Origin of the sequence: Candidatus Chloroploca mongolica, assembly GCF_004762035.2 — a bacterium.
In the GTDB taxonomy this organism is placed as follows: Bacteria; Chloroflexota; Chloroflexia; order Chloroflexales; family Chloroflexaceae; genus Chloroploca; species Chloroploca mongolica.
Map to the genome: position 1 here is coordinate 1 of NZ_SIJK02000074.1, position 20,936 is coordinate 20,936.

Genomic DNA, 20,936 nt, shown 5'->3' on the forward strand with positions numbered 1-20,936 from the left:
TGCCCCTACACCGGATGCGGCCTCGCCCCGGTACGGGCACCCCTTGCGGGTGCCCTTGCGGGTGCCCCTTGCGGGTGCCCTTACGGGTGCCCTTGCGGGTGCCTTGGCGGGGTGCCTACACGGAAGATGCAATGCGCCCTACCCGCTTGATGGGTGTGCCGGGCTAGCGGGCGGCGAGGGCGGCCTGGAGGCGTTCGCTGAAGAGTTGGTAGAACGAGGGCTGGCGCAGGATGCCGAAGTGGGCCATCCCGGCACCTAGACCGCTTTTGTAGGGCATGTCGTCGGCCCCGGCGATGATATCGCGCACCGAGAAGCTCAAGAAATCGTCGGGGTCCCAGACATTCCACCAGTGGCCGAGGTAGCGCCGGTCGGGTGCGGGCACAGGTGCGCCGGGGCCGTGGGCGAAGTCGCTCACGGCAAACAGTTTCAGTTCCTCGAAGAGGCCCACCTGCGACGAGGCGGCGGCCCAGAAGTCGATCCGCAGGTCGCCATCTGGGTGCAGCGCTGGCAGGAAGTGGGTCACCAGGTCGTAGATAATCTGTCCGCCCATGCTGTGGCTAAAGACGACCAGGGGCTCATCGCCCCGCGCCGACCTGGTCGCTGCGGCGGCCTCTAGCCCGGCGAGCACGCGTCGCACAATCGGTCCCGGGCTCTCGGTGGTGCCTCGGGCGGCAAAGTAGACCAGGGCGTCACCCAGGAACTCGACGACCTCGGCGCTCATTCGGTGGCGAGCGCGCGCTGCCGCCTTGCTCACCACATGGGTGGGCATCCAGAGGCTGCGTCGGCGTACCTCCCGCCAGCGGTCGTGCTGGTGGATCCGTGCGAGCAGGGGACGGATGCGCTGCTCGCGTGCTGTCGCCAGGTGCGCCGATCCGGGCAGGCTTGCCCCATCCCAGGCCAGGCGCACGCCAAGGTCGCCCCAGTAGATCTTGACGATCGGCATCCCCTCGGCGTCAGCACCGAGCACGGGCGCTACATAACGTCGCAGGTAGGTGGAGATATCGGCCCAGAGGGCTGCGTCTGGCTCGCCATCGCGGGCGGCTACGCCGTGCAGGAAAACAATAGGTATGGTGATTACTCTTCATCACGGAGGCCCAGGGCCTCGCGTAGTTCGTCCAGCGCCTTACGCTCGTTGCGGCTGATTGTCTGACCGCCGATACCAAAAAACTCCGCATCGGCGTGGGCCTCGGCGGCCTCCATGCCCAGCCCCAGGGCAAAGCGCTTGTAACCCTCGGCTTCGGCAGGGGTCGTCTTTGCCGCCAGGATGCCTGCCACCTGCGCACACTGGGCCACCACTGCCGCGAGTACTGCGTCGGCGTTTTTATCGCGGCTGCGCTTCACCAGTTCGTCCGACTCTAACAGGTCGGCTACCTGCGGTGCCACCTGTTGCACCAGGGCGTTGTCTGCGTACTGTGGGGCTGTCTTCGTCGCCGCCGCCCGCAGTTCACGGATCTCCGTGCGCCGACCACGCCAGGATGCCCGTTCGGCAATCATCACCGCAAAGCCGATATGGGCTGGCAGGCGGCTCAGCAGATCCAGTTCCTCTGGGGTGTAACTTGTCATCGCGCTCATCGTTTTCCTTATTTCGGCTGTGAACCTACTTCTTCTCCACAACTTTGCGCCTGTAGTGCCGACTTCAGTCGGCTAAGTTGGAAGCCGACTGAAGTTGGCACTACGAGTCGAGGGTAAAGCTGATCTGGCGCATCAGGCGCCTCATCCCGTCGCCGCCTCTGGTCGTACGCGGAACTGGGTCATATACAGATCATAGTAAAGACCCTTGTGCGCCATCAGTTCTTCATGGGTGCCCTGCTCAACGATTACCCCATCCTTGATCGCCAGGATGCGCGCCGAGTCGCGAATGGTTGAGAGTCGGTGGGCGATCACGAAACTGGTCTTGCCCTCCATCAGGCGCAGCAAACCCTCTTGGATCAGCTTCTCCGTCCGCGTGTCCACGTTGCTGGTCGCCTCGTCAAGGATCAGCATCTTCGGGTTGGCGACCATGGCTCGTGCGATGGTGAGCATCTGGCGCTGGCCCTGCGAAAGGTTTGCTCCCCGCTCGGTTAGCATCGTGTCGTAGCCTTGGGGCAGTTGCATAATGAAGTCGTGGGCATTGGCTTCTTTGGCCGCCGCGATGCATTCTTCGTCGGTTGCACCCTCGCGGGCATACTTCAGGTTGTTCATCACCGTGTCAGAGAAGAGAAACGCCTCTTGGAGCACCGCACCGATCTGTTGGCGTAGGCTGGCCTGGCTGAGCGTGGCAATGTTCTGCCCGTCAATGGTGATCGTCCCGCTGTCTACATCGTAGTACCGGGTGAGGATGTTGATGATCGTACTCTTGCCGGCGCCTGTGGGTCCGCAGAGACCGATCTTCTGGCCGGGCAGGGCCTCGAAGCTATTGCCGCGCAGGATCTTGCGCCCTTTGACATAGCTGAAATCCACATCCGTAAAGACCACGTGGCCGCCTTTGAGTTGCAGGTCTTGCGCTCGCGGCGCGTCCTGCACGGTTGGCCCTTCATCGAGAATGGCGAAGACCCGCGCTGCGCCCGCCGCCGCCTGCAGAATGGTATTGTAGATCTGGCCGAGTTGCTGCACCGGCGACTGGAGTTGGCCCGAGTAGGTGATGAAGGTCAGCACAGTCCCAAAGCCGAACTCGCCCTGAATGGCCATGATCGAGCCGACCAGCGCAATGATCGCCTGTTGCGAGTTCTGGGCAACATTGACAATCGGCGTCACTGAGAGCGCTGCGAGCATCGCTTTGGCCCCCGTATCGCGGACGCCCACGCTCAGATCTTCCAGGCTGTCGCCGGACTGGCGCTGCTGGCCGTAGGCCAGAATGGTCTTGTTGCCCGCCAGCGCCTCCTCCATAAAGCCATTGGCATCAGAGAGCTTCGCCTGGAGTTGGGCAAAGGCCGGGCCAGCGATGCGGCCCATAAAGAGCGCCACGCCGAGCATGATCGGCATCGTGACAAGGGTGATCACTGCCAACGTCACGTTGAGGATGAACATCACCGTGACGATGACGACAATCGTCATCGTGGCGGTCAGCAACTGGTTGAGGCCACGGGAAAAGAAGTTGTCGATCGTGTCAATGTCGTTGGTAGCCCGGCTCATAATCTCGCCAATCGGCTGGCGGTCATAGAAGTTGAGCGAGAGCGTCTGGATGTGATCGAAGAGCTCGGTGCGCAGCCGGAAGAGCGCGTCCTGGGCCAGGAACTGGATGTTGCGGTTGCTCTGCCAGGCACAGATCCAGTAGAGAGCCGCTGCCCCAGCGATGGTGAGCGCGATCCTTGCAAGCTCGTCGAGATCGCCCCTGGCCCCGATCAGATCCACGGCGCGCCCCATCAGGTAGGGCAGCAGTGCGCTGAGCAGCACCGATGTGATAAGCAGCACAATAACCAGGATGAAGCGCGCGCGGCGGTGTACTACGTAGCTCAGCAGGCGCCGGAGGGTTGGCACAAGCTCGATGCGTTCGTCGCTGTCTGCCCCGCCTTTGCGGCGACGAGGATCCTTTGCAACAGGCTTCGGTGTCGTCTCGCTCACGCGGTACCTCCCATTGACTGACCGGCAAGGGGCGAAGCTATCCTCTCGGGTTGCTCGTCGAGCTTGCCTAGCTGCGACTCGTAGATCTCACGGTAGAGGGGACTGGTCTGGATGAGCTCAGCATGCGTGCCAACGGCCACTTGTCTGCCATGTTCCAGCAGGACAATCTTGTCGGCGGTGAGCACTGTGCTAATGCGCTGGGCGACGTAGAGCTTGGTCGAACTGGACATCAGATCCTGCACGGCTTCCTGGACGCGCGCCTCGGTAGCCATGTCTAGCGCACTGGTGCTGTCGTCGAGAATGACGATCGGCGGGCGCGAGGCGAGGGCACGGGCGATCGCGAGACGTTGCCGCTGGCCGCCCGAGAAATTGGTGCCGCGCCGCGACACTGGTGCGTCGTATTGCTCGGGGATGCGGCTCACAAAGCTATCGGCGTCGGCGGCCTGGGCCGCAGCCACCATCTCGTCATCGTCGAGATCGGGCCGGCTGAAGAGAATGTTGCCACGTACCGTCCCGCTAAAGAGCACGGACTCTTGCAAGGCCATGCCGACGATCTGATGCAACTGGCGCTGGGGAAGATCGCATACGTTGATGCCATCAATCGTGACCTTCCCCTCGAGCACATCGTAGAAGCGCGGGATGAGATTCACCAGGGTGGATTTGCCCGAGCCTGTAGCACCCAAAAAGCCTACGGTCTGTCCTGGCTCAATCGTCAGGTTGATCTTCTCGAGGACAAGCCCTGTGGTCTTACCTGCGCGGTCGCGGTACCCAAAGGAGGCGTTTTCGAAGACGATTCGCCCTTTGATGTTGCTGACATCAACGGGTTTTGCCGTTGCACGATCCTGGATCTCGGCCTCCTCGTCAAGGATCTCGAAGACACGACCACACGAAGCCTCGCCCGATTCGAGGAAAGGGATGATGAAGGCGAGCATCGCCATTGGGCCGACAACCATGCTCAAGACATTGCTGAAGACAACAATCTCGCCCAGATTGGTCGTACCGCCAAAAACACCCTGCCCCCCAAAGTAGTAGAGCGCCGCGGTGCCCGTGTAGACAATCAGTTGCAAGCTGGGTACAAAGAGCGCCATGCGGTACGCCGGGCTCAGCGCTGCATCAAGCCAGGTGTTTGAGACCTTCGCAAAGCGCTGCATCTCGAAACGCTCGCGTACGAAAGCCTTGACCACCCGCACCCCGGCCAGGGCCTCTTGCAGCACATTGTTGACGCCATCAAGAGCCTGCTGGCGGGCAACGAACATCTGCTGCACGCCCCGCAACAGGAAGAAGAGGACGACCGAGACGACAACCATGATCACGATCATGAGCCAGAGCAGACTGGGGAGCAAGAAGATTGCCATTGCGACCGCCATGACAATCATAAAAGGGGCCTGGAAGAGCAACAGGATGCCATAGAGCACCGCTTGCTTGACGTTGTTGATGTCGGACGTGAGGCGAACGAGCAGGTCGGACGTACGAAAGCGATCCAGATTGCCGAACGACAGGGTCTGGATTTTGCGGTACGTGCCGACCCGCAAAAAGTTGGCGGTACCCTCGGCAAAGAGCACAGCGTAGAGCGAGTTGCCCAGGGCAAAGATCGTCTGAATCAATGTCAGGCCGATCATCCAGACGGCGGTGCTGATGACGACCTCGATGTTGCCCTGCTGCACGCCATCGTTGACCAGGGTGCCGTTCAGGGCAACAATAGCGAGGTTGAGCAGGACGCTGAACGCCAGGAACGTCTGGGAGACAATGAAGGGGCCGCGTGCCCCCTTGTAGATCACGAGTAGTCGGCGAAAATTCTTGTACATAGAGTCCCCTATGGGTTGTTTTCGCAGAAGTAACACCCCCTCAAGGGGTTGCACCACATACCGCACTCCCGACCCCTCATTTTGTTAGGCAAAGGGCTTGAGGGTGCAATTCTACCACCATAACTACTCGGCACTGAAGGAGGCCTTGAGCTTCGCCTCCTGATCCTTTGAGAGGTTGGTGGCGAGTAATTCCCTCTCACTGGCACCAAAGGCCTCGCGGAGCCGATCAACGACCTCGTCCTGGCTCATCAGGAAGAGCGCCGAACTGCCCTCTGTCACCTGCTCACGTACCGACCTGATGAAGTCATCGTCAATGCCGATATCGGTGAAATGGCCGCCGAGGGCGCCGATCCCCGCGCCAATCAGACCGCCAAGGAGCGGCATAAAGAAGATGAGCCCAAACAGCATGCCCCAGAAGGCACCGTCAAGGGCGCCTACCCCGGTCATATTGACCGCCTGTCTCGTCTTCGGTTTCTTCTTGCCCGTAGGCCAGGTGACGATTGCGGCATCAAGTACCGTGATCAGCCCCTGGGCTTGCAAGCCCTTGAGTTGTTCGAGTGCTGCCTCGGCACCATCAGCCGTTGGATACTTGTACACAGTCAGGTTTGCCATTGCGATCTCCTTGCATGTTGATTGATTGACCGGATAAGTTCAATCTCAAGTGTAGCAGCAGGTCACGGCCCTGACATCGTCACGACGCGCAACTCCAATGACTACTTGTCGCAGCCACATCGCCTCAATTGCGTAGTTCCCCGGCAGAAACCTGCCAGGTGCGCGCCGCCGCGATCCAAGGGGAACCAGAGGCATGTCCCGGTGCGCACCTGGCAGGTTTGACCTACGCATTTCGTCAGCGATCTTGCTACTTGTGGTGAGTGGATTCACGTAAACTTGCCGATGACACGAGGAGCCAGAAGCGAGTAAGCTGTTGCACGGGTGTTTAGATCGCGGTACACTTGTTCTATGATACAGACCCTCTCCACACGTACCATATGCTGTAAGCGGTGGATTCTTGACCGTAGAATTGAAAGAGGTGCCGCCGATGATTGTGACCCTTACGATGAACCCGTCGGTTGATGTGAGTACCGACGTCGACCATGTCATGCCCGAGCACAAGCTGCGTTGTAGTGCCGCTCGCTTTGAGCCGGGCGGGGGTGGCCTCAACGTCTCGAGGGCGTTGCGCAACCTCGGTGAAGAGTCACTGGCCCTCTATACCGCCGGTGGCATGCATGGTGCGATGCTCCAGGATCTTCTCGATCACGAGCACGTACCGCATCGTGCTCTCGCCGTCGCTGGGCCGACCCGCGAGAGCTTCGCGGTGCTCGAAACCAATAGCGGACAGCAGTTCCGTTTCAATCTGCCCGGCCCGACGCTCAGCGAGCCCGAGTGGCGGGCCTGCCTTGAAGCGTTGGCGTCCATCACGCCGGTCCCCACGTTCATTGTTGCCAGCGGGAGCCTGCCGCCCGGTGTGCCAGACCATTTCTATGCTGAGGTCGCCGCCTTTGGGCGCACGATCGGAGCGCGGGTAAGTGTTGATACCTCCGGGGCGGCGCTCCAGGCCGCAGTGGACGCCTCGCTCTTTCTGATCAAGCCCAACCTGCGCGAGCTGGCGCTGCTGGTCGGGCGTCCCCTCGATGATGAGGCCGAGGTAGAGCGAGCTGCCCTCGAGCTCGTGAGCTCGGGACGTACCACGGTGGTTGTCGTTTCGCTCGGCGCGGCCGGGGCGCTGCTCGCAACCGGCACGACGTGTGAGCGGCTACGGTCACCCACGGTGCCGATCCGTAGCAAGGTCGGCGCAGGCGATAGCATGGTGGCGGGAATCGTTGCCGGGCTTGTCCGTGGTCTCGATCTTCGCGAGGCCGTTCGTTTTGGCGTCGCTGCGGGTGCCGCAGCCGTTATGACACCAGGTAGCGAGCTCTGTCGACGCGATGACACCGAACGGCTCTATCGCTATGTTCGGCGCGAGGTGGAATAATACCTGGATACCAGTCAAGTGTGAGTATATACGTTCGCTTTGCATATCACTGAGGAGGAGTTATGTTTCAGACACTCGTAATCGCTGTCCTGTCGATCGGTATCGGGTTGGCTGCTTGTTTTATGGGCTACCAACTCTTCCGCTTCCTGCTGCCGTTCCTCGCCGCTCTGTACGGGTATGCTGTAGCCGCAAGCTGGTTTAGCCCCGAGGCGTGGTTTTGGCCGTTCATCATTGGCCTGATCGTCGGCCTGATCTTCGCATTCCTGGCTTACTCTCTCTGGAGCATCACCGTGGGCATCGGCGGTGTCACTCTGGGCTTCGGCGCAGGGATGCAACTCGCTTCCTTCCTCGGGCTCGGCTCAATGCTCGCCCCGGTCATTGGCATTGTCGTCGCCATGATCTTTGGCTTTATGTTCTTCAGCGCCCGCGATCTGCTCGTGATGATCTCGACCTCGCTCGCCGGGGCTGGCCTTGCGCTGACTGGCCTCGCAATCATGCTCCCCGAGTTGCTCGGCTGGCTGGCCAACAGCAGTAATTTCCTTACCTTCATCTTGACCATCGTGCTCGCGGCGATCGGTTTCGGCACCCAATACCGCACGATGGCTGGGCGCAACATCTACGCGGCGATGGTGTAAAGGCCGACTTCGCATTGCAGAGCCGAGCACTGATGCATATTCAGTCTTACATCGGGTCTATGGTCGTGCCGACTTCAGTCAGCTTCTTACTCCGCCGACTGAAGTTGGCACGACGTCGAACATGAAGACGTTATATCGATAAGCATGGGGGGCTGCTATGGAGGAGTCGATCGGATCCACCTGGACACGTCCGACCAAGTACGTTGTTGGGATCGGCCTGGCTATCTTTGGGGTTTTCCTTCTCTTCATCAGCAACTCGGTGATCCCGCTGCTGGTTGTGGCTGGCCTGCTTGCTTTCACGGTCCGCCCGGTGATCAGTCTGCTCCACGAGCGGCTCCGCCTGCCCTACGGTCTGGTCGTTGGGTTGACCTACCTCGTCGTCTTGCTTTTGCTGCCCCTGGCCGCGCTGATCCTGCTCTCGGCCATCGGCCAGGCCCTGGCCTTTGTCTTCAACCTCGACTACGAGCGGGCGATTGACGGCTTTACCAACGCTGTGCAGGGCTGGATGGAAGGGCTGAAAGCCTGGGAGATTCCCTTTGGTCCGCTCGATACCTACGTTGACGCGATCGCCGACGCGGTGCTGGTCGCATTGAACGGGGCCAGTCAGGTAGCTCAGCCCGAGATTCCTCCTCTCGCTGACCTGGCCGAGCAGTTGGGTTCGGCGCTTACCGTCACCTTTGGGGCGGTGGCCGGGTTGGTGGGCAACATCTTTTCGTCGGCGATCCTGCTCATCTTTGTCTTTCTTTCGGCGATCTATTTTACCCTTAGCGCTGCCCGCTACCGTGACGCAATGGTGGCGGCCTTGCCGAAACCCTATCAGCCCGAGGTTGTCGCTCTCTTGCGCCGGGTCGGCCACGTCTGGGTGGCTTTCTTCCGCGGGCAGATCACGCTCATGATTATTATCGGTGGCGTCGTCTGGCTTGGGCTGACGCTGCTCGGTGTGCCAGGAGCCCTCAGTCTGGCTATTATCGCGGGCCTGCTCGAGGTCGTGCCGAATCTGGGGCCCGTGGTGGCGACCATTCCCGCCGTGATCGTCGCGCTGCTTCAGGGCTCGACCTATTTGCCGGTCAACAACGTCGTGCTCGCCCTTATCGTGATCATCTTCTATGTTATTGTGCAGCAGCTCGAGAACAGCTTGATTGTGCCACGCGTGCTGGGCGAAGCGGTGGAACTACCACCCCTGGTTGTTATGACCGGTGTGCTGGTGGGTGGCTCGGTGGCAGGTATTCTCGGTGCGTTGCTCGCCACTCCGGTCATCGCGACTGGCCGTGAGGTGTTGAGGTATCTCTATCGCAAACTGCTCGGCGAACCGCCCTTTCCACCTGAACAACTCGATCCGGTCGCACGTCGAAAGGATGTGAAAGAGCAAACACCCATCCCGACACCGTCTGGCGCTGGCTCAGATCCATCTGCGGCTACTCCTGTTGAAGGTGGTTAAGAACTTCGCTACGCTTCGGATCACTATGAATAACCGCTGCCAATGAGGGAGCCGCCTATGGTGAGGCTGACAGTCTGGACGTTTCCATCGTTTTATGGAGCGGGGATCGTGGTAAAGAGTCTCCAAATGCTCTCGGCAAGTGAGCTCATCAGGCTCCACGATGCCGCCCTGCTCTCTTGGCCACGCGGTCGCCACACGCCTTGCCTGCATGTTATCGTCGAGTTACCGCGCATCTGGATGCTCGACGACGCCTTCTGGGGCATCCTGGCGGGGGCGCTCTTCCACCCTGATCGGTTTAGCTCAGGGGCGGCTGGTGGTGGCGCGATCGGCCCGATGCTGGCCTCGCTTGGGCTTAACGCGGAACTGCTCGATAACATCAGAGGGCTGGTTATCGAGGGAACCTCAGCCCTGCTGCTGCTGATCGAGCCCGAGGTGGTGTGGCGCATTCGCACTGCCTTTGAGGGCATGAGCTATACCCTTGTCGAGGCCCCTCTCTCGCTTGATCAACAGCAGTGGCTGCGTAGTGCCTTCAGTGCTCACATAGATTAAGACCGGGTTTCATGCCTCTTCGCAGCCCGCGCTCCCGGGAATGCCAAAAAACGTAGGTGAGAGACTACTCAGTAGTCTCTCACCTACGTTTTTTGCTCTGCTGCCGAAGGGAGTGCCGGCTTCAGCCGGCTAAAGCCGGCACTCCAGAATACTAGGTACTACGCAGCAACAATGCGCCCCTCTTTCACGGCTGCTGCGAGAGCCTCGTGGTCACGCTCGGTCTGATCCGCATACCGCTCGGCGAACGCAGTGATCGCCTCATCGAAAGCCTCGCCTTTGCCCATATAGGCGGCGATGGTGATGCGGTCTCCTGAGCGAGCATGCGCCCGCGCCAGCGCACCACCGCAGATAGCTGCGTAGAGCTGGAGCCCGTCGGGGCCGAGCAAACTCACCTCGGCTGAACCCTTCATGTCGCGGAGTTGGCGCCAGTAGTAGTCGTTGCCATCGCTGCCCCTGTTCCAACCCAGGAAGATGTCACTCGCCGCCTGGAGCAGCCGTTGGCCTGCGATTACCCGTTGGCCCTGGTTAGCGTAGCGACTCGGTGCTAGGTGCGGCTCGAGCACCGAGTGGTTCGCCTGCTTCACCTGGAGCAAGAGCGGGTCGTTGGCGTCGCGGCCAAGCAGCAAAATGATATAGGCCCGCGTCCCGACGCTTCCGACCCCCACAACCTTGCGGGCGATATCCGCGACACGATAGCGCATGAGCAGGTCGTGTCGATCGTCTTGAAGACTCTCGCGGTAGGTGCGAAACTCCTCGCGGATGCGCTCCTCGTGACTCCCCGAGCTCAGGGGAACCAGCAGGGGCGGATCGCTGATGAAGCGTCGTTGCCCGTCTACGAATGTGGTCAGTTTGTCGAGGGCTTGCAGGCTGTCTTTGCGCCGAGCCTTCGCCATATCGGTCTTCGCCATCTTTGCGGCACGCCCCGAGACTATTTGATCCAACATCTCGAGCAACTGCGTGGCCTCGATCCGGTGATACCAGAGCTCTAGCTCTCGCATCTCTGCGAAGCGCCGCATGGTCTCGCGATAAGAGAGAACCGCTACCTGCGCGGCGCGCCGAGACTGGCGGGCGGAAAAGTCATTGCTGCGGGCGGCTACGACGAAGCTTGTCGCCAGGCGCTTGACATCCCACTCGAATGGCCCCGGTAGCGTCTCGTCGAAATCGTTGAGATCGAAGAGCAACGCCCGCTCAGGTGAGGCATAGACGCCAAAATTTGAGAGGTGACAATCGCCGCAGAGCTGAACGGTGATGCCGCTATTGGGGGTACGGGCCAGGTCGTGGGCCATCACAATCGCTGATCCGCGCAGAAACGCAAAGGGTGACGCAAGCATACGCCCGTACCGCAGGGGGACGAGTTCGGGCAGACGGGCCGGAGTCTGCGATTCCAGAAGCGCAACCGGGTCAAGCCGATCTGCGCTCGGCTTCCACCTGGCATGAGCACTGCGGGATGCACGTTCGCGGGCGGCACGCCCCTGTTCCTCACGCTGTGCCACCGTGGGGTGGCGTAGCCGTGGGGGCGATGGCGTGGTGCTCGTTTCAGGCAACGCAGGTGTAATAATCACGTGCATACTTGCACCGGATGCCTCTTGTGAGACAAGACTCTCTGGCATAGCTTCCTCCTTATTAGGTTGCACACGGTAAGCGACATGCTTGCTAAGACTATTCTACGCCGCTGAACGGTCGGATTGCATCGTGCGTTGCCGCAATTCTGGTAGCCAACAAACGCAGGATCGCGGCCATGCGTCCTACGTAGATCGGGCAGGAACGGTGCTACTTTTAGCAGTTCCTACCCGCTGCAACGCTGCTGGGGGCGCACCGAAGTCGGCATAGCCGACTTCAGTGCGCCCCCAGCAAAAGTGGTAGGAGGTTATCGCCCTACCTATCTATAACGCCGTCGCCCGATCACATACCATCCCACTGCGCCCCCCATCAGCACGATGCCTACCCCAAGCAAAATCTGTGCCCTCACCGGCGAACTTCCTGTGCTCGCAGGCCATGATTCTGCTGATGCATTGTCGCCTGGTGCCGAGTCAACCTCGGGCGCAGGTTCAGCCGCCATCATCGGGGCCATTGGCGCTACTGGGTCAACCCTCGCTTCAGGGGTTGCCGCCGCCCTGACGGATGCCTCGGTCGGGGCGCTTGCTACCTCGGGACTCTCCAGGCCTCCGGCATACCCGACGCCTGCCTCAGGGCTGGTCTGGGCCTCTTGTTCGACCATCGCACTCATTGGTTCAACCATCGCGGTGTTAGCCGTCTGGTTGCCCATCCCAAGCAACTGGACGCTGGCGAAAACCACGAGCAGGAGCCCGACGAGACCACTGCCAAACTGCATCACCCAGGCGAGCGGCCAGGCAAACCTGGGGCGCACGGTTGTCGCCGGGTCAAGCGTGAACGAACGCGGTGGCACGAGCGTTTCAAGCTCGCGCAGACGTGTTACCGTTGCCCGTAACGCTTCAAGCTCGGCTTTGAGCACTGGCTCACGCTCGAGCCGACGCTCGAGCGTGACGCGCTCGGCAACCGTTAGTTGCTGATCAAGATAGGCCGAGAGCAAAAGCTCATCGTGTTCAGAGAGATGTGTTCTAGATACGTGATTCATCGTCATGGCTGCCAGGTTATCAACCGGACAGATGGGCACCTCGGGTGATGGTGCAAGGCCAGGGCAAGCTCTATCAGCTAGCTATCATTATCATGACGGAATTGGCTTGGCAGAAGTTCCCCCGCTCGGAGCAGATCGCGCATCCGCGCTCGGGCGCGACTCAAACGCGATTTGACTGTGCCCAGGTTGGCACTGGTGATCACGGCAATCTCTTCGTAGGCCAGCCCTTGCACATCACTGAGGATCAGCACAATGCGCTGATCCTCGGGGAGTTTTGTGATCGCTTGTTGGATCGCCGCCGCCAGTTCATGGCGCAATGCCGTCTCTTCGGGCAACTCACCGGCGTCGGCCAACTCTAGCACTGGCCCGCCCGCTTCGCTCTCCGTAGCAGCCTCCAGCGAGATGCTCGGACGACGCTTCCGGCTGCGCAATAGATCGTAACAGGTATTCGTCGCAATGCGCAGCAACCACGAACGAAAAACCCCACCACGGAACTGGTTGAGCTTGCGGTACGCGGTGATGAAGGTCTCCTGGGTTACGTCAGCAGCGGCCTCGGCTTCGCCAAGCATGCGGTAGCAAAGGTTGAAGACACGGCGCTCGTAGAGCCGCACAAGCTGATTGTACGCTTCGGCATCACCTTGTTGACTGGCTTGCACCAGACGCTGCTCTTCATGCTCCATAACACCAGATAGACTGCTCGCGGGCGCATTTCCGGCCCGTATTATACCAGAGTTACCCTGTGAGGCTGTCTGAAAAGGGTGTCAGCATCGTTCGCCACCACGTGGAGTGCCGGCTTTAGCCGGCTAAAGCCGGCACTCCGGAGCAACTCGTCGACTTTTCAGGCAGCCTTTCAGGCTTCCCATGCTCGCACCACGCTGCGCCATGCCCGCCAGAGGAAGTAGGTCTCGATCGGTCCGCTGATCAGAAAGGCCGCCCAGACAACCCAGAGTGCCGGTACCAGCCAGACGCCGACCAGGGCGATGACGACGGCGAGCCAGTTGAGGATGCCGGTGATGATCAGCGGTGTGCGTGTGTCGCCGGTGCCGCGCAAGGCTCCGGCATACACAAAGGTCGCTGCCCAGAGCGGTTGGGTCAGGGCGACGGCAATGATCGCTCCTGATCCACTGGCAACGAGCGTTGGATCGTCGTTGAAGAGCCGGATCAATGGGGCGGCAAAGAAGATAAAGAGCAGGCCGAGCCCGCTCATCCAGAGCACCGCCCACCGCAGGGCAACCCGGGTATAGGCCTGCGCTTTATCTATCTGTCCAGCCCCAACGGCTTGCCCCACCAGGGCGGTTGCCGCAAGCCCAAAACCGAGCCCAGGCAAAAAAGAGAGCGATAGGATGTTGAACGCGATCCGGTGCGCCGCCAACTCGACGGTGCCCAGCATCGCAACAATCGGCGTCAGCGCTGCTAGCGCTGTGATCACCAGCACCTCTTCGAGCGCCGCAGGGAGCCCAATGTGCAGCACCGACCCCAACGCCGTGCGCTCAGGACGCCAACTCCCCGCTCCGCCTACCTTGACCCCGTTGCGCCCCCGGATCAGCACGAGCACCAGCAGAATCGCCCCCATGCCTCGCGACAGCACGGTGCCCCAGGCACTCCCCACCGCCCCAAGCTCTGGCATGCCCAGGTGCCCATAGATCAGCGCCCAGGACAACCCTAGATTCACCAGGTTTGCCATAGCTGTGATGCGCATTGGTGTCTGCGCATCGCCGGCCCCACGCAGCACTGCGCTCGCCAGCAACATGATCGTCAAGGTCGCAATCGCGCCCATCGTGACCATCAGATACTCGGTGCCAATCGCCGCAACCTCTGGCTCAAGCCCAAAGAACCCCATCAGCACGGGACTCAGGGGCAGTCCGAGCAGCGAAAGTGGCACCGCAATCACCACGCTCCAGATCAGCGTCTGGCGTGCAATGCGGCTTGCTTCGCCCAGATTGCCTGCGCCAACGGCCTGGGCCACCAGCACCGACGCCCCGACAGCCAGCGCGCTCATGGCGGCCAGCAGGACAAACACCACCTGCAGCGATGCCCCGACCCCGGCGAGCGCTGCCACGCCGAGACCGGCCACCAGCAGCGTATCCACCACGCCCATCAAGGTCTGTAGCAGATTTTCGCCAATAACCGGCACAGCGAGGTCAAAGACCCGCCGCCGGATCCCTTTTTGTTCACGTGAAACAATCACAACGATGCTTGCCAGTCTCTAACGTACATGAAAAACGTTGCGCCTTTGCGCCTTTGCGTCAAATCATCAGACTCCTTACCTGGTGGTGACGATCTGTTCGAGCAGCTTCACATTGGCATAGACCGCGTCAAGATGTGGCGTAGGCGTGCCGGTCAGTCGACCAAGTTCGGTGACTGCCCCCACCAGGGCATCAATCTCGGTGCGCCGCCCGGCCTCGATATCCTGCAACATCGAGGTCTTGTGGGCACCGATATCTTCGGCCATCTTGATGCGCCGTTCGATCGAAACTGGGAAACGGATGCCGAGGGTTTCCGCCACGGTCTGGGCTTCGGCCATCATGCGCTCGGCGAGCGTGCGGGCAAGCGGATCGGCAATAATGCGATCAACCGTCGCCCGCGTCAATGCACTGATCGGATTAAATGAGAGATTGCCCCAGAGTTTCAACCAGAGTTCGTTGCGAATATCGGGGCGCGGCGGGGCTTTGAGGCCAGCCTCGGTCATCAGGCGCGACAGACGCACGACGCGCTCGCTTCGTTCGCCATTGGGCTCGCCGAGCGTAAAGCGGTTGCCTTCGATATGCCGGATCACCCCGGGGCTACTAATCGTGGCGGCGGGATAGACAACACAGCCAATCACCCGCTCGATCTCGGTGGCGGCGGCGATGACTCCCCCCGGATCGACTGTCTCGATCCGGCGACCTTCGTATGGCCCACCGTGCTGCTGAAAATACCACCACGGAATGCCATTTTGTGCATAGACCACCGCCGTATCGGGTCCATAAAGCACGCGCATCGGCTCGACCAACCCCGCAAGACTCTGCGCCTTCACGGCGACGATGACATACTCCTGGGGGCCGGCGGCACGCATATCATCAGTTGCCAGCACCGGATGCGCCACCTCGCGCCTGCCATCATCGTAGGTCAACGCCAGACCATCGCGCTGGATCGCCGCCAGATGCGCTCCTCGCGCAATCAACGTCACCTCGGCCCCCGCCAGGGCCAGTTTGACCCCCAGCAGACCGCCAATCGCCCCCGCGCCCACAATGCAAATACGCATAGCTGCAACCTTCTTCCACGCTACCTAACACCCCATCCTACCACGCTTTCCAGCAAGCATGCTCCAACGTGCAATCGCCCTTAGGTCTGAGGCAACGTTCTCCTGATCATCCGCAGATTACGCAGATGCGGAAGCTCTAATCTGCGTAATCTGCGTAATCTGCGGACACTATCTAGGATGTTGCATCAGCCCTGCAATCGCCCTGAGTGTTGGGCTCTCCATCTGCCCCTGGGAACGAGGGCCGCCGCGATGTCCCTGGGAGCGAGGGCGTCTCGCCCTCGTTCCAAAAAGAACTGCGTGCTACAACTTCCGCAAATAGACCTGCTCGAGCGTATGGCGCACCCCTTTTTCCAGGATCAAGTCGGCTCGTTCACGCGTTGGCTCAATATTCTGTTTAAGGTTGACATAATTAATCTCGCGCCAGATCCGCTGGGCGGTGGCAATTGCTTCGCCTTCACTCAGATCGGCATAACGCCGAAAATAGGACGTCGGATCGCGGAAGGCCGTCCGCCGCAGACGCAAGAAGCGTTCGATATACCACTGATCGAGCAGGCGCTCGTCGGCATCAACATAGATCGAAAAGTCAAAGAAATCCGAGACAAAATTCTGAGGAGCCTGGGCGACTCTTCCCCCACGTTGCAGCACGTTCAATCCTTCGACAATCAGGATATCCGGACGATCAATCACCATCGTCCGATCCGGCACAATATCGTACACCAGGTGCGAATAGATCGGCACCTCAAGTCGCGGCACCCCCGATTTGACATCCGACATAAACTGCAGCAACCGCCGCCGGTCGTAGCTCTGCGGAAAGCCTTTGCGGTGCATGATCTTGCGCTGTTGCAGCACCGTATTCGGATAGAGAAAGCCATCGGTGGTGATCAATTCAACCTTGAGATCACCGTGATAGCGTGAGAGCAAGGCCTGGAGAATGCGGGCCGTACTGCTCTTGCCCACCGCCACGCTCCCGGCGATGCCGATGACATACGGCACCCGATTGGCCGTCGGGTTCCCCAGAAAGACATTTGTCACCTGATAGAGCTGCTGTGAGGCATCATAATAGAGTTGCAGCAAACGTACGAGGGGCAAATAGATGTCGGCAACATCTTCGAGTGAGACCGTATCGTTCAGGCTGACCAGGGTGTCCAGTTCTTCAGCGTAGATTGGCAGTGGCACCCCCTGGCGCAGACGTGCCCATTCGTCACGGGAAAAGATGAGATACGGGCTGCAACGTCGCTTGGCAGCGAGCATAGATGCCATCACGCTTCCTCTCATAACTTGTTACTCGTCCGTCAACAGAGTCTTTCGGTCTTCCCGGGCGCGCGGGCCGCCCGCCCGCCTGTCCTCCCGAAGAAGGTTCTTTGCTTCCTGATACTTCGCGCCCTGGGAGCGAGGGCGAGACGCCCTCGCTCCCAGGGCGCGTGTCATGCTGAGTACTACATGGCCCGCGGGCCAGTGGTGCCGTGAGCAACCAGTGTGTTGCACCGGCCCGCCCATGTCACCCCGAACGAAGTGAGGGGTCTTCCATGCAGATCCGTGCAGATTCCTCACTGCGCCTGCGGCTTCGTTCGGCATGACCGCGGAGGCGTTGCGATCCGACCATCCATGAGGTTTGTTGCTCAGGAGCGGAGCGAAGCATCTCTACCAGAAAATGTAGTTCACAACTATTGACTCAACCCGAGCGCCTTTGCCATGGTAATGCGCTGAAGCTTGCCGGTCGCCCCACGGGGCAAACTCTCGAGCATATGGATGCGCCGTGGAACTTTGAAGTCGGCCAGGGTCGCGGCACAATAGTCCCGTAACACCTGTTCGCTTACCTCTTCTTTGAGCACAACCGCCGCATGGACTTCTTCGCCCAGCGTCGGGTGAGGTACGGCAAACGCGAGCGCCTCGGCCACCGCAGGATGCCGCAAGAGTACATCGTCAATCTCGAGCGGCGAGATCTTTTCGCCCCCACGGTTGATCAGTTCTTTCAGCCGTCCCGTCAGATGCAGGTAGCGGTCGTCATCAAGCATCCCCTGGTCGCCCGTGCGGAACCATCCCTCCACAAACGCGGTCGCATTGGCTTCGGGATTGTTTTCGTATTCGTCAACCACATTGGCCCCGCGCACCACGACCTCGCCGCGTTCACCCTGGGGCAACAGCGCCCCGTGCTCATCCATAATGCCAACCTCGACGCCAAACCCTATGCCCACCGAGCCAGCCTTGCGTGGGGCCGGTGGCAACGGGTTCGACGTCATCTGGTGGCTCGCCTCGGTCATCCCATAGCTCTCGAGCACCGGCGCGCCAAAGACCGCCTCGAGTCGCTCCATCACCACTGGTGGCAGAGGTGCGCTGCTCGAACGAATAAAGCGGAACGGATTGGCACGGATCAGGTCGAGGTTGCGTTCGGCGCGCGCCAGCAGCAACTGATGCATCGTCGGCACCGCCGAATACCAAGTCGGGCGAAACTGCTCAACCCAGTTCCAGAATTTCAGGCCATCAAAGCCGGCCGGACAGATCACTGCGCCCCCGCTTGCCAGGGTGCTCAACAGCGAGGCGACGATGCCATGAATGTGAAAGAGGGGCATCACACAGAGCGCCCGATCCTCACCGTTGAGGTTGTAGGTGGCCCCAATATGGGCCGCCGAAGCAGCCAGATTGCGGTGACGGATCGGCACACGCTTGGGCCGACTCGTTGTGCCGCTGGTATGCAGAATCATCGCGACATCATCAGGGGTTGCGAACGCCGCATCTCGTGGCTGCGGCGCAGGCGTAGTGCCCCCCGGCTGAAGCGTAAACGTGCCATCAGCGGCCGCCACCACTTCCAGCACAAACATCCCCGGCAAGAGCGCCGCCCGCGCCTCGGCCTGGGTTTCGGGCAACACCACCAGCGCCTTTGCCTGGGTATCCTCAAAATAGAAGGCAAACTCCTCTTGCCGATACTTCGGGTTCAGCGGTGCTGCCGTCGCAGCGGTTGCGGTCGCAAGAAACGTGACCACCATCGCCGGACCATTGCCCATCGCAATGGCGACCCGATCACCGCGGCCTAGCCCGAATGCCTGCAACTGCGCCGCCATTGCGACCACCGAAGTGCGCAACCCTTCATAGTTCAACCCTGGGTAATCTGGAGCGACAAGAGCAGCAGCTTCAGCGTCGCCCTGTTGCAACAGGTCAAGCAAGGTTTTCTGTATATCGTTATCTATCAGCGCCATTGATCAGACCCCTTTGCGCCTTTGCGCCTTTGCGTCAAATGATCCGTCCTCTTACCAACCAACGGCGACTCCATCGCAGCGTGCTTCAGTGCCGGCCACATACTCGCCCGAGTCGCGCCGCCAGATGATCTGACCACGCCCAAAGCCGCCGACTTCGGCTTCCGCCATCACCTGATGTCCCCGCGCCATCAACCCCTCAATGACGTGGCGCGGTGTCTCAAGCTCAACGCGCACGCTGCCATCCCGTTCCCAGCGCCAGCGTGGTGCATCAAGGGCGGCCTGCGGATGCATGCCATAGGTGAGGCTATTGACGATGACTTGGGCATGGCCCTGTGGCTGCATATGGGCACCCATCACGCCAAATGGCCCGATGCCCTGCCCATCTTTCAGCAGAAAACCGGGGATGATCGTATGGAAGGGCCGCTTACCGGGCACGAGCATATTCGGATGCCCAGGGGTTGTGACAAAACCACAGCCACGATTATGCAGCGCAATGCCCCAGTCGGGCACCACGACTCCTGAACCAAAGCCCATATAGGTTGACTGGATCATACTGACCATCCGCCCTTCGCGGTCGGCAGCACAAAAATAGACTGTACCACCTTGTGGCAATTCACCGGGGCCAAAGTCCTGGGCCTGGTCACCAATCAGGCTGCGCCGTGCAGCCAGGCGCTCACGGTCAAGCATAGCCGACACTGGCACCTCGGCCATCGCCGGATCGCCAACATACGCAAAAATATCAGCAAACGCCAGCTTCATCGCCTCGATCTGCAGATGAAAACTCGCCGCCGAGTCACGCGGATGGCTCGCCAGATCGACGCCATCAAGGATACCGAGCGCCAGCAACGCCGCGATGCCCTGCCCATTCGGCGGAATCTCGGCCACCGTATAACCGCCATACTCCATCGTAATCGGTTCAACCCACTCGGAACGATGCGCCGCGAGATCGTCTGCCGTCAGCAGACCACCCGTTGCCTGACTAAAACGCGCAATCGCCTCAGCGATCTCACCCTCATAAAACGCCCGTGGCCCGACCTCCGCGAGCATCCGCAACGTCCGTGCGTGCCCAGGGCTACGGAAACGCTCACCCGCCCGTGGCGCACGACCCTCAAGCGCAAAAGTCTGAAGAAAACCGGCAAACTCAGGGCTCACACGGTCGTGCGCCGCAGCGACCCCTTTGGCCCAGAAATGGCTCACCATCGCGGCCACCGGCGCACCCTGTTCGGCATAGGCAATGGCTGGCCCCAGCACCTGGGCCAGCGGCAGCGCCCCAAAACGGCGATGCATATCCCCCCAGAGCTGCACCACCCCGGGCACCGTCACCGGCAACCAGCCAAAGGTCGGCATCGTACCCTGCCCCGCGCGCCCAAGGGCCTCCACACTCAACGCAGCCGGCGCACGCCCCGACCCATTGATCCCGTGCAGTTTAGCCCCATCCCAGATCAGCGCAAAACCATCGCCCCCAAGCCCATTCGAGGTTGGCTCAAGCACCGTCAAACACGCCGCCGCAGCCAGCGCAGCATCCACTGCCGTCCCCCCAGCCTGCAACATCGCAAGGCCAGCCTGCGACGCCAACGGATGGCTCGTCGCCACAACGCCATTCCCCGCAAGCAACGGCACCCGGCGGGAAGCATAAGGAACATGTAACAGATCGTTGTTCACACGGCACTCCATCGGGCTAAACAAGAAAGCATCAGGCAGGCACCCATGCACACCCCTGTGGTGAATTATGCCACAGAATTGCAACTGTAGGGGCACGGCTTGCCCGTGCCCCTACAGTTGCTGGGCCAACAAGCGCGATCATCACAGCCCTCCTCCGCCGAAAACCGCAACCGCCTCATAGGGAGTACGGGCTGTTTGAGCGAAGGGCGCTTATGCAGAGTTTGCCAGCAGTATCCCAAGAGCCAGAGGCGCGGCGGGGTGCCAACGCCATCCATGTCATTCCGAACGGAGTGAGGAATCT

17 protein-coding genes are annotated in these 20,936 nt (G+C 60.7%); 4 read left to right on the top strand and 13 right to left on the bottom strand.

Annotated features, from left to right (window positions below):
• Positions 1 to 163: 163 nt before the first annotated feature.
• The 5 genes from EYB53_RS22635 to EYB53_RS22655 form a co-directional block, all read right to left on the bottom strand.
• On the bottom strand, positions 164 to 967 hold the full coding sequence (locus EYB53_RS22635) for a hypothetical protein (RefSeq protein ID WP_135481380.1): 804 nt from the start codon (positions 965 to 967) through the stop codon (positions 164 to 166).
• 107 nt (positions 968 to 1,074) lie between these two features.
• A complete protein-coding gene (locus tag EYB53_RS22640) occupies positions 1,075 to 1,572 on the bottom strand; it encodes a hypothetical protein (protein WP_135481383.1) in 498 nt (165 codons plus the stop codon).
• Positions 1,573 to 1,713: 141 nt separating this feature from the next.
• Positions 1,714 to 3,540, bottom strand: a complete 1,827-nt coding sequence (locus EYB53_RS22645) for an ABC transporter ATP-binding protein (protein ID WP_135481385.1) — start codon at positions 3,538 to 3,540, stop codon at positions 1,714 to 1,716.
• Positions 3,537 to 5,345, bottom strand: a complete 1,809-nt coding sequence (locus tag EYB53_RS22650) for an ABC transporter ATP-binding protein (RefSeq protein WP_135481387.1) — start codon at positions 5,343 to 5,345, stop codon at positions 3,537 to 3,539. The genes EYB53_RS22645 and EYB53_RS22650 overlap by 4 nt, the downstream gene beginning before the upstream one ends.
• Positions 5,346 to 5,468: 123 nt before the next feature.
• On the bottom strand, positions 5,469 to 5,957 hold the full coding sequence (locus EYB53_RS22655; protein WP_135481389.1) for a DUF1269 domain-containing protein: 489 nt from the start codon (positions 5,955 to 5,957) through the stop codon (positions 5,469 to 5,471).
• Positions 5,958 to 6,384: 427 nt separating this feature from the next.
• On the opposite strand from EYB53_RS22655, the gene EYB53_RS22660 reads away from it, so the two are divergent.
• The 4 genes from EYB53_RS22660 (at position 6,385) to EYB53_RS22675 (ending at position 9,939) form a co-directional block, all read left to right on the top strand.
• Positions 6,385 to 7,317, top strand: coding sequence for a 1-phosphofructokinase family hexose kinase (locus EYB53_RS22660; RefSeq protein ID WP_135481391.1), 933 nt, complete (start codon positions 6,385 to 6,387; stop codon positions 7,315 to 7,317).
• Positions 7,318 to 7,379: 62 nt separating this feature from the next.
• Positions 7,380 to 7,952 (top strand): hypothetical protein, encoded by a 573-nt coding sequence (locus tag EYB53_RS22665; RefSeq protein WP_135481394.1) that lies wholly within the window; start codon positions 7,380 to 7,382, stop codon positions 7,950 to 7,952.
• A gap of 157 nt (positions 7,953 to 8,109) precedes the next feature.
• A complete protein-coding gene (locus EYB53_RS22670) occupies positions 8,110 to 9,390 on the top strand; it encodes an AI-2E family transporter (protein ID WP_135481396.1) in 1,281 nt (426 codons plus the stop codon).
• 57 nt (positions 9,391 to 9,447) lie between these two features.
• Positions 9,448 to 9,939, top strand: a complete 492-nt coding sequence (locus tag EYB53_RS22675) for a DUF1269 domain-containing protein (RefSeq protein WP_167857556.1) — start codon at positions 9,448 to 9,450, stop codon at positions 9,937 to 9,939.
• Positions 9,940 to 10,097: 158 nt separating this feature from the next.
• Here EYB53_RS22675 and EYB53_RS22680 read toward each other — a convergent pair whose 3' ends face one another.
• The 8 genes from EYB53_RS22680 to EYB53_RS22715 all read right to left on the bottom strand — a co-directional run bounded on the left by EYB53_RS22680 (position 10,098) and on the right by EYB53_RS22715 (position 20,635).
• Entirely contained in the window at positions 10,098 to 11,549 is a 1,452-nt protein-coding gene (locus tag EYB53_RS22680) for a DUF2252 domain-containing protein (RefSeq protein ID WP_205712735.1), read from the bottom strand.
• 269 nt (positions 11,550 to 11,818) lie between these two features.
• The gene (locus tag EYB53_RS22685; protein ID WP_135481401.1) at positions 11,819 to 12,535 is read right to left on the bottom strand and encodes an anti-sigma factor family protein; all 717 of its coding nucleotides are present in this window, start codon (positions 12,533 to 12,535) and stop codon (positions 11,819 to 11,821) included.
• Between the two features lie 77 nt (positions 12,536 to 12,612).
• Positions 12,613 to 13,215 carry a sigma-70 family RNA polymerase sigma factor gene (locus EYB53_RS22690; RefSeq protein WP_135481403.1) on the bottom strand — a complete coding sequence of 201 codons (603 nt, stop codon included), beginning with the start codon at positions 13,213 to 13,215 and terminating at the stop codon, positions 12,613 to 12,615.
• A 170-nt stretch (positions 13,216 to 13,385) separates the two neighbouring features.
• Complete coding sequence (locus tag EYB53_RS22695) at positions 13,386 to 14,723, bottom strand: MATE family efflux transporter (RefSeq protein ID WP_371879148.1); 1,338 nt, start codon at positions 14,721 to 14,723, stop codon at positions 13,386 to 13,388.
• A gap of 75 nt (positions 14,724 to 14,798) precedes the next feature.
• Positions 14,799 to 15,779: a 2-dehydropantoate 2-reductase gene (locus EYB53_RS22700; protein ID WP_135481407.1), complete on the bottom strand. Its 981-nt coding sequence runs from the start codon at positions 15,777 to 15,779 to the stop codon at positions 14,799 to 14,801.
• Between the two features lie 300 nt (positions 15,780 to 16,079).
• The gene (gene coaA / locus EYB53_RS22705; RefSeq protein WP_135481409.1) at positions 16,080 to 17,039 is read right to left on the bottom strand and encodes a type I pantothenate kinase; all 960 of its coding nucleotides are present in this window, start codon (positions 17,037 to 17,039) and stop codon (positions 16,080 to 16,082) included.
• A gap of 404 nt (positions 17,040 to 17,443) precedes the next feature.
• Positions 17,444 to 18,973, bottom strand: a complete 1,530-nt coding sequence (locus tag EYB53_RS22710; RefSeq protein ID WP_135481412.1) for an acyl--CoA ligase — start codon at positions 18,971 to 18,973, stop codon at positions 17,444 to 17,446.
• A 51-nt stretch (positions 18,974 to 19,024) separates the two neighbouring features.
• Positions 19,025 to 20,635, bottom strand: a complete 1,611-nt coding sequence (locus EYB53_RS22715) for a gamma-glutamyltransferase family protein (protein WP_135481414.1) — start codon at positions 20,633 to 20,635, stop codon at positions 19,025 to 19,027.
• Positions 20,636 to 20,936: the final 301 nt, after the last annotated feature.

Coding starts and splice junctions, on each gene's coding strand:
- EYB53_RS22650 (WP_135481387.1), bottom strand. CDS start 5,345: ATGTACAAGAATTTTCGCCGACTACTCGTGATCTACAAGGGGGCACGC.
- EYB53_RS22685 (WP_135481401.1), bottom strand. CDS start 12,535: ATGAATCACGTATCTAGAACACATCTCTCTGAACACGATGAGCTTTTG.
- EYB53_RS22655 (WP_135481389.1), bottom strand. CDS start 5,957: ATGGCAAACCTGACTGTGTACAAGTATCCAACGGCTGATGGTGCCGAG.
- EYB53_RS22680 (WP_205712735.1), bottom strand. CDS start 11,549: ATGCCAGAGAGTCTTGTCTCACAAGAGGCATCCGGTGCAAGTATGCAC.
- EYB53_RS22690 (WP_135481403.1), bottom strand. CDS start 13,215: ATGGAGCATGAAGAGCAGCGTCTGGTGCAAGCCAGTCAACAAGGTGAT.
- EYB53_RS22675 (WP_167857556.1), top strand. CDS start 9,448: ATGGTGAGGCTGACAGTCTGGACGTTTCCATCGTTTTATGGAGCGGGG.
- EYB53_RS22640 (WP_135481383.1), bottom strand. CDS start 1,572: ATGAGCGCGATGACAAGTTACACCCCAGAGGAACTGGATCTGCTGAGC.
- EYB53_RS22665 (WP_135481394.1), top strand. CDS start 7,380: ATGTTTCAGACACTCGTAATCGCTGTCCTGTCGATCGGTATCGGGTTG.
- EYB53_RS22710 (WP_135481412.1), bottom strand. CDS start 18,973: ATGGCGCTGATAGATAACGATATACAGAAAACCTTGCTTGACCTGTTG.
- EYB53_RS22700 (WP_135481407.1), bottom strand. CDS start 15,779: ATGCGTATTTGCATTGTGGGCGCGGGGGCGATTGGCGGTCTGCTGGGG.
- EYB53_RS22660 (WP_135481391.1), top strand. CDS start 6,385: ATGATTGTGACCCTTACGATGAACCCGTCGGTTGATGTGAGTACCGAC.
- coaA (WP_135481409.1), bottom strand. CDS start 17,039: ATGGCATCTATGCTCGCTGCCAAGCGACGTTGCAGCCCGTATCTCATC.
- EYB53_RS22670 (WP_135481396.1), top strand. CDS start 8,110: ATGGAGGAGTCGATCGGATCCACCTGGACACGTCCGACCAAGTACGTT.